At 73.1% G+C, this 11,400-nt stretch carries 10 protein-coding genes; all 10 read right to left on the bottom strand.

Annotated elements, in window-relative coordinates:
- Positions 1 to 6: 6 nt before the first annotated feature.
- The gene (locus BJ992_RS23975; RefSeq protein ID WP_184984654.1) at positions 7 to 897 is read right to left on the bottom strand and encodes an alpha/beta hydrolase; all 891 of its coding nucleotides are present in this window, start codon (positions 895 to 897) and stop codon (positions 7 to 9) included.
- 3 nt (positions 898 to 900) lie between these two features.
- Positions 901 to 1,092: a ferredoxin gene (locus BJ992_RS23970; RefSeq protein WP_184984652.1), complete on the bottom strand. Its 192-nt coding sequence runs from the start codon at positions 1,090 to 1,092 to the stop codon at positions 901 to 903.
- A 73-nt stretch (positions 1,093 to 1,165) separates the two neighbouring features.
- Positions 1,166 to 2,371, bottom strand: coding sequence for a cytochrome P450 (locus BJ992_RS23965; RefSeq protein WP_184984650.1), 1,206 nt, complete (start codon positions 2,369 to 2,371; stop codon positions 1,166 to 1,168).
- Complete coding sequence (locus BJ992_RS23960) at positions 2,368 to 3,534, bottom strand: acyltransferase family protein (protein WP_184984648.1); 1,167 nt, start codon at positions 3,532 to 3,534, stop codon at positions 2,368 to 2,370. The genes BJ992_RS23965 and BJ992_RS23960 overlap by 4 nt, the downstream gene beginning before the upstream one ends.
- 88 nt (positions 3,535 to 3,622) lie before the next feature.
- The gene (locus BJ992_RS23955) at positions 3,623 to 5,287 is read right to left on the bottom strand and encodes a dipeptide ABC transporter ATP-binding protein (RefSeq protein WP_184984646.1); all 1,665 of its coding nucleotides are present in this window, start codon (positions 5,285 to 5,287) and stop codon (positions 3,623 to 3,625) included.
- Positions 5,284 to 6,135, bottom strand: coding sequence for an ABC transporter permease (locus BJ992_RS23950; protein WP_184984644.1), 852 nt, complete (start codon positions 6,133 to 6,135; stop codon positions 5,284 to 5,286). Before BJ992_RS23950 ends, BJ992_RS23955 begins: the two co-directional genes overlap by 4 nt.
- Positions 6,132 to 7,082 carry an ABC transporter permease gene (locus tag BJ992_RS23945; protein ID WP_184984641.1) on the bottom strand — a complete coding sequence of 317 codons (951 nt, stop codon included), beginning with the start codon at positions 7,080 to 7,082 and terminating at the stop codon, positions 6,132 to 6,134. The genes BJ992_RS23950 and BJ992_RS23945 overlap by 4 nt, the downstream gene beginning before the upstream one ends.
- Positions 7,082 to 8,731 carry an ABC transporter substrate-binding protein gene (locus BJ992_RS23940; protein ID WP_184984639.1) on the bottom strand — a complete coding sequence of 550 codons (1,650 nt, stop codon included), beginning with the start codon at positions 8,729 to 8,731 and terminating at the stop codon, positions 7,082 to 7,084. Before BJ992_RS23940 ends, BJ992_RS23945 begins: the two co-directional genes overlap by 1 nt.
- A gap of 57 nt (positions 8,732 to 8,788) precedes the next feature.
- Positions 8,789 to 9,817, bottom strand: a complete 1,029-nt coding sequence (locus BJ992_RS23935; protein ID WP_184984637.1) for an LLM class flavin-dependent oxidoreductase — start codon at positions 9,815 to 9,817, stop codon at positions 8,789 to 8,791.
- Positions 9,818 to 9,884: 67 nt separating this feature from the next.
- Complete coding sequence (locus BJ992_RS23930) at positions 9,885 to 11,342, bottom strand: DHA2 family efflux MFS transporter permease subunit (protein ID WP_184984634.1); 1,458 nt, start codon at positions 11,340 to 11,342, stop codon at positions 9,885 to 9,887.
- Positions 11,343 to 11,400 lie beyond the last annotated feature (58 nt).

Here is an 11,400-nt window from a genome sequence, read left to right as displayed (position 1 = left end):
GCGGCGCTACGACCCGTGCAGTCCGCGCCGGAGGCTCTCCAGATGCTCGGCGGCGATGCGCCGCTGGTCCTCGGGCCGGTGCGGCGCGCCGAACGCGTGGTACAGGCCGGGGTAGTTGTGCAGCTCCACGGGGACCCCGGCCTCGGTGAGGCGCAGCGCGTACAGGATGCCTTCGTCCCGCACCGGGTCGAGCCCGGCGGTGGAGATGTAGGCGGCAGGCAGACCGGTGAGGTGCTCAAGACGGGCCCGCGCGGGGGCCGCGTAGTGGGAGACATCGGACAGGCCGGGCCCGAGGTACATGCGCCAGCTCTCCTCGGCCAGCGGCCGGCTCCAGATCGGCGTGCCGGTGTACTCCAGCATGGACGCGGTCCCGAGGCGGTCGTCCAGCGCGGGAGTGGTGAGGTGCTGGAAGCACACGGCAGGCCCGCCTCTGTCCCTGCTCAGCATGGTGACCCCGGTGGCGAGCGCGGCCCCGGAGCTCGCGCCGGACACCCCGATACGCGAAGGGTCCACGCCGAGACCGGCGGCGTTCGCGGCGAGCCACGTCAGCGCCGCGTAGGTGTCCTCAAGGCCGGCGGGGTACGGATGCTCAGGCGCCAGCCGGTACCCCACGGCGACGATCACCGCCGAGGCGTGCGCCGCCGACCGGGCCGCGGCGTCATGCACCGCGTCCAGGTTGCCGAGCACGAACGCGCCTCCGTGCAGCAGCAGCGCGGCCGGCGCGGGGGACGGCAGGACACGGGGCCGGTAGACGCGGACCCGCACGTCCGGGGCCCCAGGCGGCCCCGGCGCCGTGCGTTCGGTCACCGTCACCTCGTCGTACCGCGGCAGCTCGCCGAGGGAACGCAAAGGTGCGCGGACGCGGACCGCGTCGGCGAGGGTGCCGGTGATCGGCATGGGTCACGCCTCCAGGGTGAGGGCCTGCGACGGGCACAGCGACAGGACGAGGCGGATGTCGTCCGCGTCCCGGTCCGGCACATCGTCGTCGAGCACGACCACCAGTCCCTCGTCGGACTGGTCGAACCGCTCCGGTGCGGACAGCACGCACTGTCCGGCCCCGAGGCAGCGGTCCTGGTCGGCGCTGATACGCATGGTCTGTCTCCTCTCGTCGGTGACGCCGGGACGGGCCGTCTCACCCCGGCAGGCGCGGCCCGTCCCGACGGGCTCACCAGGTGACCGGCAGCTTCCAGATCCCCTGCACGCCGCCGGCCTCCTTGATCGGCAGCGTCCCCGGGTCGGCGGCGGCCCGCAGTCCCGGCAGGCGGCGGAACAGCGTGCCGAGCGCGATCTCCATCTCGGCGCGCGCCAGGTTCTGGCCGATGCACTGGTGCACGCCGTGGCCGAACGAGATGTGGTGCCGCGCGCCGCGTTCCACCGTGAAGTGGCCGGGGTCGGGGAACGCCTGGCCGTCGCGGTTCGCCGTGGCGATCACCACGACGACGCCGTCCCCGGCCTGGACGCGCCGGCCCGCGATCTCGGTGTCGGCGGTGGCGAACCGCGCCACGCCGTCGGCGATCGCCATGTACCGCAGCAGTTCCTCCACGGCCGTCGGCAGCAGCCGCTCGTCGGCGCGCAGCGCGGCCAGCTCGCCGGGGTGTTCCAGCAGTGTCAGCACGCCGAGCGCGATCGCCGACGCCGTGGTCTCGTGTCCCGCGACGAGCAGCAGCAACGCGATGTCCACCAGTTCACGCCGCGTCAGGGCCCCGCTCCGGACCTGCTCGGCGATGAGCGTGTCGAGCAGCCCGTCCCCCGGCTCGTCCTGCTTGCGGCGGATCAGCCCGTCCAGGTAGGTGCTGAGCTGCGCGAACGCGTCCGCGCTGTCCTCCAGCGTGGTGTTCCCCGTGACGACGCGCCGCGACTGTTCCTCGAAGAACCCGTGGTCGGCGTACGGCACCCCGAGCAGTTCGCAGATGACGATGGACGGCACAGGCAGCGCGAAGTCCGGCACGAGGTCGGCCACCGGCCCCGCGGCCTCGATGCGGTCGATCAGGTCGTCCACCAGCGCCTGGATGCGGGGACGCAGCGCCTGCACCTTCTTCACGGTGAAGCTGGACAGCAGCATGCGACGCTGCACCGTGTGGTCCGGCGGGTCCATGCCGATGAAGTTGCGCACCTTGCGCGCCGACTCGAACCGCGGCGCGAGCGCCGGGTAGTGCGGATGCACCCGGTCGGAGGAGAACGTGACCGGGTCGAGCAGCACCTGCCGCGCCTCGGCGTGTCCCGTGACGGCCCAGACCCGCCGTCCGTCGTACAGCCGCACCCGCGACACCGGGCCCTGCTGCTCGTAGCCGGCGTATCCGTCCGGCGGCTGGAAGGGACAGCCGCGCTGCTGGGGGTACTCGGGGATCTCGACGGTCGCGGTCTCTGTCATTCTTTGGCCTCCAGAACTGTCACGGGAACGGGAGCCGTGGGTGGGGCCGCCGTCGTCCGGCGGCTGCCGAACCGGCGCACGGCCGGCGACTCGACCCAGGTGAACAGCGCGTACGCGAGCAGCAGGCAGAGCGCGAGCGCGAGGACCAGCAGCCCGATCCTGGACGCGGCCCCGAGGTCGCGGCCCTGCACGAGCCACAGCGGCAGGTAGGTCACGACCAGTCCGTGCACCATGTAGAACGCGAACGACCACTCGCCGAGCCGCACCATCGTCCTGCCGCGGAACGGTGAGCGTGTGGCCCGCAGGTCGGTCACCGCCGCGGCGGCGACCAGCGGCGTCAGCCACAGCGCCGCCAAGCCTGCCACGCCGAACAGGTAGGGGACCGACGAGTTGACGGCGTACCCGGCGACGGCGACGAGCAGCGCGGGCAGCAGCGGGATCGGCGGCCGGTGGCCGGCGATGACCAGCCGCGCGGCGACCATGCCGAGCACGAACTCGGCGGCCCTGACCGGCGGGAAGAAGTACACGAACCAGATCTGCTCGAACGACAGTGAGCCGTCGGCGATGAACGGCAGCGGCGTGCCGCCGATCGCGAACGTCGACACCACAGGCGCCACGAGGATCACCGCGACCATGGCGGCGGCCGTCAGCCACAGCCCCCGGGCCCGCACCCTGTTCAACGCGCGCAGCAGCCACGGGAAGCACAGGTAGAAGAGCAGCTCGCACGACAGCGACCAGCTCACGAAGTTCATCGTGTTGGGGTAGACGACGTCCGGCACCCACGACTGCACCAGGAACAGGCCGGCCAGCGTGGGCCACGGCGCGAGCTGCTGCGCCGTGAGCAGCAGCAGCGCGCCGGCCACGACGAACGTCACCAGGTGGTTGGGGTAGATCTTGACGAACCGCCGCCGCCACACGCGCGGCGCGGTGTCGCCGGGCCGTGCCGACCAGGTCAGCACGAAACCGCTGAGCACGAAGAAGAAGCTGACGCCGTAGAAACCGGCGTGGCCGAAGACCGACCCGAGTACGTCTCCGGCGGCGCCGTCGATGAAGGTGTGCTGCCAGGTGCTGTGGAAGGCGAAAACGAGGAGGGCCGCGGCGAAGCGCAGGCCGGTGAGAGAGGGCAGCCTGGCGCCGCGCGGTGTTTCCGGTGAGCTCGTCATGAGCGCTGTTCCTTGGGGCTGGAAGGGCTCTGGCCCGTCGCGGGCCTGTGCTGGCGCGACGAGGCTGGCAGCCGGTTGTTGGCCCGTTCTAAAGTCGATCATGCACGGGTTCTCCGGGCCCGCCATGGGTCTCGGCCGGCACGCGGGCCTGCCTGGCGCGGCGGGGCACCGCGTCGAGCAGCGCGCGGGTGTAGGGGTGGCGGGGGTTCGCGAACACGTCCTCCACGGGGCCGGACTCCACGACCACGCCGTCCTTCATCACCAGCACCCGGTCGCAGACCTCGCGGACGACGGCCAGGTCGTGCGAGATGAACAGCATCGCGAGCCCGAGACCGGCCTGGAGTTCACGCAGCAGCGCCAGCACCTGGGCCTGTACCGACACGTCCAGCGCGGACACCGGCTCGTCGCACACCAGCAGCCGCGGCCGTGCCGCGAGCGCACGCGCGATCGCGACCCGCTGCCGCTGGCCGCCGGACAGGGCCTTCGGCCGCCGTTCCAGCAGCTCCGCGCCGAGACCGACCCGTTCCAGCAGCTCGGCGGCACGGCCGGCGCGTTCGCCGCGCGGCACCCGCGCCGCGGCGAGGGCCTCGCCGACGATCCTGGACACGCGCCAGCGTGGGTCGAACGCGCTCAGCGGGTCCTGCGGCACGAGCTGGAGCGCGCCGCGCCGCGGCCGGCGCCGCCGTTCGGGGACCCCGCTCCACGGCAGGCCGTCGAGCAGCACCGTGCCGTCGTCGGGTTCCAGCAGCCCGAGCACCATGCGTGCCAAGGTGGTCTTGCCGGACCCCGACTCGCCGACCACGCCGAGCGTCTCGCCTGCCTCCAGGGTGAGGCTCACGTCGTGGACGGCGGTGCGCCGCGTCCCGCCGTCCCCGGCGAAGCGCTTGACGACCCCGCCGACCCGGAGCAGCGGCTCCCCGGCGTCCTCGCTCGCCGGGGGCCGCGTCTCACGCGGCGGCCGGGGACGGCTTCCCGGTACCGCCGCGAGCAGTTCCTTGGTGTAGACGTGCCGGGGCTCGTCGAGCACACGATCGGCGGGGCCGTGTTCCACGATCTCGCCGTGGCGCATCACCGCGACGTCGTCGGCGAGCGCCTCCACGACGGCCAGGTCGTGCGAGATGAGCAGCAGCGCCGTGCCGCCGCGTTTGAGCTCGCCGAGCAGGTCGAGGATGCGGGCCTGCACGGCCGCGTCGAGCGCCGTCGTCGGCTCGTCGGCGACGAGCGTCCCGGGTCCGGCCGCGATGGCCGAGGCGATGAGCGCGCGCTGCCGCAGTCCCCCCGACAGCTGGTGGACGTACTGCCTGGCCCTGACCTCGGGTTCGGGTACCGCGACGCCGGCGAGTAGTTCGACGGCGCGCTCGGTGGCCTTGCCGCGCGGCACCACGCGGTGCGCGAGCAGCGACTCGGCGATCTCGTGGCCGACGGGCCGCAGCGGGTCGAGCGCGACCAGCGCGTCCTGCGCGACCAGCCCGACGTGCCGGCCGCGCACCTTGCGCCACTCGCGCGGCCCGAACGTCCGCGCGTCCCGGCCGCCGACGACGAGACGCTCTGCGGTGACGGTGGCCGTGGGCCCGGCCAGGCCGAGCAGGGCCCGCGCCAGCGCCGACTTGCCGGACCCGGACTCGCCGACCAGCGCGAGGCACCGGCCGGGGCGCAGGGTCAGTGACACCGACCGCACGGCGCGCACCGCGCCGGGGCCGGAGCCGAAGGTGACGTCGAGCCCGGCGACGTCGAGCGACGGCAGGCCCGTCATGACACGTACCGTCCTTCTGATCGGGCCTGCGCGTGCCGGCCGAGCACGGTGACCGCGACGACCGTGACGACCAGCATCAGGCCGGGGAACAAGGCGATCCACCACGCCAGGTGCAGGAAGCCCTGGCCTTCGGTCAGCATGGCCCCCCACTCCGGCGTCGGCGGCTGCGCGCCGAGGCCGAGGTAGCTGAGCGCGGCGCCGGTGGAGATCGACGCGCCGAGCGTGACCGTGCCGACGACGAGCAGCGGCCCGACGGTGTTCGGCAGCACATGCCGCAGCACGATCAGCGGACGCCGCACGCCGAGCGCCACCGCCGACTCGACGTACCCCGACCGGCGCACCACCAGGGCCTGGGCCCGCACCACGCGCGCGAACCCCGGTGCGATGCCGGCCGCGACCGCGATCGTCGCGCCGTTGACGCCTTTCCCCGCGATGAGCACCACCATCAGGGCCAGCAGCAGACCCGGCAGCGCCAGCAGCGCGTCCGCCGTGCGCATCAGCACCGCGTCACCGAACCGGCCGGACAACGCGGACGCCAGACCCCAGACCAGCGCCACGGCGAGTCCCGCGCCGGTCGCGGCGGCGCCGATGGCGAGCGAGTACCGCGCGCCGTGCACGACGCGGGTGAAGACGTCCCTGCCGAGCTGGTCGGTGCCGAACGGATGCGCGGCGTCCGGCGGGGCCAGCGCGTTCAGCGCGTCGGTCCCCGACGGGTCACCGGCGGCGAGCAGCCCGGGACGTACCGCCGCGAGCAGGATCAGCCCGAGCGCCGCCGCCGACAGCAGCACCGCCGGTTTCGGCAGCCGCACCGCGCGCACCCGCGACGCCACGGAGATGTCGGCCGTCATGCGGCGGTCACCCCCGTACGGCGGCGCAGCCGCGGGTCCACGACCGCGTACAGCACCTCCACCAGCGCGCTGACGGCCACGAACACCACCGCCGACAGCGCCACGACCCCCTGCACCACCGGCAGGTCCCGGTCGGCGACCGCCTGCAGCGTGATGCGGCCGACACCGGAGCGGGCGAAGACGTTCTCGACGACGACCGCGCCGCCGAGCAGCGTGCCGGTGAACCAGCCGGCCAGTGTCAGCGCCGGCAGCGCGGCGTGCCGCAGCGCGTGCCGTGAGCGGACCGTGCGCTCGGGAAGGCCCCGTGCGCGCGCGGTCAGCACGAACGGCTGCTCCAGAGCGCCGAGCAGGCCTTCGCGCATCACCTGGCTGAGCACGGCGGCGATCGGCAGCGCCAGCGTGAACGCCGGCAGGATCAGCGACCGCGCGTCCCCGCTGTCGGACACCGGCAGCCAGCCGAGCCGGAACGAGAACACCGTGAGCAGCATGATGCCGAGCCAGAACGACGGCGTGGACACCACCAGCAGCTCCACGACCCCCGACACCCGGCGCGGCCACGCCGCGCGACCTGAGGTCGCCACGGTCACCGCGACCGACAGCACCAGCGCGAGCACGGTCGCCGCGAGCGCGAGCTGCGCCGTCGGCCCGAGCTGACCGGCGATCACCTCGGAGACCGGCTGCTGCAACTGGTAGGAGTCCCCGAGCCGGCCGGTGGCGAGCCGGCCGAGGTAGGCGAGGTACTGCGCGGCGAACGGCAGGTCCAGCCCGTACTGGTGCCTGATCTCCGCACGCTGCTCGGGGCTCACCAGCGCGTTGGAACCGATGATCGAGTTCACCGGGTCACCGGGGATGAGCTGGAGCACCAGGAAGGCGCACGTGGCGGCGGCCCAGACGACGAGGATGCCTCCCGCCACCCGGGCCGCCACCGTACGGACGGCGGAACCCATCAGGAGGCCTCGACCGACGCGGCGGCGAACTCCGGCCACGAGGCGATGTTCAGCCGCAGGCCGTGGACCTTCTTGCTGAACCCGACGGTCTGCGTCGTGACGTACGCGGGGACGGCCGCCGCGTTGTCCAGGGCCCACTTCTGGACCTTCGCGTACAGCGCGGCACGCTCGGCCGGCTCACCCGTCGTCTGCGCGCCGGTCAGCCACTTGTCCACCTCGGGGTCGGCGACCTTGGCGAAGTTGTGGCCACCGCCGACGGAGGACTCGGTGGAGAAGAAGAAGTGGCTGAGGATGTCGCCGTCGGCGCGGGCCCACGACAGCTCCACCACGTCGTAGCGGCCCTCGTCCAGCATCGTGGACACCTCGGTGGCGTCGGTGGACGCCTTGAGGTCGAAGTGGATGCCGACCTTCTTCAGGTCACCCTGCACGGCCTGCGAGAACGTCGACGCCTCGCCGTACACCGGTGCGACGACGCTGAGCCGCCTGCCGTCCTTGGTGCGGTACCCCTCGGCGTCGCGTCCGGTCCACCCGGCCTCGTCGAGCAGCCGCTCGGCGAGCGCGCGGTCCGGAGGCCACGTCCCCTCGAGCGAGGCGTCGTAGCTGTCGGGGGTGGTGGGGGACAGCAGGCTCCAGGCACGCGCGTTGGCCCCCTGGAACACCGACTTCACCAGCGCGTCCAGGTCGATGGCCCGCTGGAACGCCTCACGCACCCTCTTGTCGGAGAACAACGGGCTCTTGGTGTTGAGGTAGAACGCGTCCACCGCGCCGGGCACCTGGCCCTCCAGCACGGAGAGCCGCTGGTCGCGTTCGATCAGCGCCTTCTGCGTGGCGGGGATGCCGTCTGCCGAGTCCACCTGGCCGGACGTCAGCGCGCCGACCCGCGTCGCCGCCTCGGGGATGAACCGCACCTTGACCGAGTCCAGCGGCGCGGGACCGGTCCGGCCGGTCGCCTCGGGTCCCCAGCGGTAGTCCGGGTTCCTGGTGTACAGCCGTTGCTGGCCCCGCACGTAGTCACCGGCCTTGAACGGCCCCGACCCCACCGACTGACCGGCGCACAGCTTGTCGGCCCCGGCCTTCAGCGACGCCGGGGAGGCGATGCCGAGGAACGTGGTGCTCGCGGCCTGCAGGAACGGCACGTACGGCCGGCTGAACCGCACCTTCACCTCGTACGGCCCGCTCACCGTGATCCCCTCGTAGGGGCCGAGCAGCCCGGCCGCGTACTGCGACTGGGTCTTCTTGGCGGTGATGTGGTCGAAGTTGGCCTTCACCGCCTCGGCGTCGAGCTTGCCGCCGTCGTGGAACGTCACGTCCTGCCGCAGGGTGAAGGTGTACTCCTTGCCGTCCGCGCCGACCTTCCAGCCGGTGGCCAGCCACGGCGACAGCTTGCCGTCGGGGGCCTGGTAGACCAGCGAGTCGTACACCGGCCGCTGCAGGTACGCGGTGACGTCCTGCGCGCTCGCGTGCGGGTCCCAGCAGTCGGGTTCCTTGCCGGTGGCGTGGGTGACGGCGCCGCCGGCCCTGGGCTCGGCGGCCCCCGTGGCGCCGGAGCCGGAGGGGTTCGCGGGGGCGGCGGGGGAGCCGCACGCCGCGACGGCCAGGGAGAGAAGCGACAAGACTGCGGCCGTGACGGCGGTACGACGCGGGGACATGACTGCTCCAGCGGTGCTCGGGGTCGTGCGAAGTACGTCGTACTGTCGGCAGGGGTGCTAAAGCCGCGCTGAAACGTTCACGGCGGGCCCGGCGGTCGCCGCCACCTCGGCGAGCAGCGTGAACGACCGCAGCCGGTCCTCCTGCGACGGCACCACGGTGAGTGCCATCAGCTCGTCCGCGCCGGTGCTCTCCACCAGCCGCGCGAGCTTCGCGCGCACCGTCTCGGGACCGCCGACGAACTGCGGCTCCACCAGGTCCTCGACGAACCGCCGCTCCAGGTCGCCGTACACGTGGCGGGCGGCCGCCTGCGCCGAGGGGAACGCGTCGAACCGCGGCGACGTCCGCATGCGGATCTTGCCGAGCAGGTACGACGCCGCCGCCTCCATGGCCTGCGCGTCGGTGTCCGCGACCGTGACGAGCGCGGCGACCAGGGTGCGCGGCCGCTCGCAGATCGGCGAGGGACGGAACGCGGCGCGGTACCTGGCGAGGGCCTGCGCGGTGGCGTGCGGGTTGATCTGGTGCGCGTAGGCGTACGGCAGGCCGAGTGACCCGGCGAGCTCACCGCTCCCCGGGCTGGACCCGAGGACCCAGAGGTCGGGCCGGGCCTCGGCCGCGGGCACCGCGACGATGCCGCCGACGTGACCGGTGGGGGCGAAGTAGCCGCGCAGCTCGGTGATCTGTGCCGCGAAGTCGTCGCCTCCCTCGGCGCTCCTGCGCAGCGCGCGAGCGGTGAGCGGGTCGGTGCCGGGGGCCCGGCCGAGGCCGAGGTCGATGCGGCCGGGGTGCAGCGCCTCCAGCGTGCCGAACTGCTCGGCGACCACCAGCGGCGCGTGGTTCGGCAGCAGCACCCCGCCGGAGCCGACACGCAGCGTCGAGGTGGCGGCGGCGAGCCGGCCGGCGAGGACGCCGGGGGTGGAGGTGGCGAGGCTCGTGGTGTTGTGGTGCTCGGCGACCCAGTACCGCAGGTAGCCGAGTTCCTCGACCTTCGGTGCGATCGCCACGGTTTCGCGCAGCGCGCCGGTGGCCGTGCCGTCCTCGAAGACGGGGACGACGTCCAGCACGGAGACGGGTAAGCCGCTGGTCATGGTGCTTCCTCCGGGTGGTGCGCGCCGCCGGACCGGAGCGGGCCGGTCCGGCGGACAGGGTGCGGGGTCAGGCGTTGCCGCCGACCGGCTCGGCCGGCGCGGCTGCGGGGACGTCGGGGGCCGGCTCCTGCCTGCCGGGAAGCAGCAGGCCGGCGAGGAACACCACGAGGCCGGCGGCGAACGGCCACCAGAAGGCGTCGCCGAACGACTCGGTGGTGGGTGTGGCGTGCGCGCCGCCGCCTTGCAGGATGAGCGCGACGACGGCGATGCCGAGCGAGGCGCCGATCTGGTTGAGGATGAACACCGCGCCGGTGGCCCCGGCGACCGCGTCACCCGGCACCGTCCGGTACACCGACCCCATGGTCGGCGCGCCGACCAGCCCGAGGCCGAAGCCGATGGCGAGCTGCGCGGCGGTCAGCAGCACCTGCGACGTCTGCGGTCCCGAGCCGGTGAACACCAGCGCGCCGCCGGCGATGAGCAGCGCGCCGACCGGCACCAGGCGCCGCGGCCCGAACTTGTCGGCGAGGTTGCCGGCCACCGGCATGCCGATCAGCGTGCCGACGCCGAGAGGCGCGAGCAGCAGGCCCGACTGCAGGATGGAGAGCCCGCGCACCTGCTGGTAGTACAGCGGCAGCAGGAACAGCAGCGAGAACAGGCCGCCGCCGATCAGGAACATCGTGGTGACGCTCGCGGTGAACCCCTTGCTGCGGAACAGCCGCAGGTCCAGCAGCGGCGTGCCGCGCGTGGCGAGCGCGTGCGCGATGTACGCGGCGAACAGCACCACTCCGGCGACCAGACCGCCGATGACCGTCGCGCTGCCGAAGCCGTGTCCCGCCGCCTGCGACAGCGCGAACACCAGCGCCGCGAAGCCGGGGGGAAGCAGGAGGACACCGAGCCAGTCGACCGGCACGGGGCCGCCTTCACGCGGCGGGTCGGCGGGGAGCACCACGACGGCGAGGATGATCGCGGCCAGCGCGAACGGGATGTTCACCAGGAACATCCACTGCCACGAGAGGTTCTCCAGGATCAGGCCGCCGACGATGGGGCCGATGACGGGGCCGAGGGTGATCGGCACCGAGATCAGGCCCATCACCCGGCTGATGCGCTGCGGCCCGGCGGCGCCGGCGACGACGCCGATCATGATCGGGTCGACCATGCCGCCGCCGAAGCCCTGCAGGACGCGGAAGGCGATGAGGCTCTCGGCGTTCCACGCGAACGCGCACAGCGTGGAACCGGCGAGGAACAGCGACAACCCGAGCAGCCACATGCGCTTGGCGCCGAAGCGGACGGTGGCCCAGCCGGCGAGCGGGATGGCGACCGCGACCGCGAGCAGGTAGCCGGTCGTCACCCACTCGATGGTGGAGAGGGTGGCCTGGAACTCGCCGCTGAGCGTGCTGATCCCGACGTTGACGATGGTCGCGTCCAGGTAGGACATCATCCCGCCGAGCACCATCACGCCGATCAGCGTCAGCAGCGCGGAGTCGAGCCGTGCGGGCCCGCTCCCCGCCGCGGTCGTGTCGGACATGACAACTCCCTTTAACTGTAAGGGCAAGGCATTTGAACTGAGTAGTTCAATTCGATGC

It is taken from the genome of Sphaerisporangium rubeum (genome assembly GCF_014207705.1).
Taxonomy (GTDB): domain Bacteria; phylum Actinomycetota; class Actinomycetes; order Streptosporangiales; family Streptosporangiaceae; genus Sphaerisporangium; species Sphaerisporangium rubeum.
This window is presented reverse-complemented; position numbering and strand designations above follow the sequence as displayed.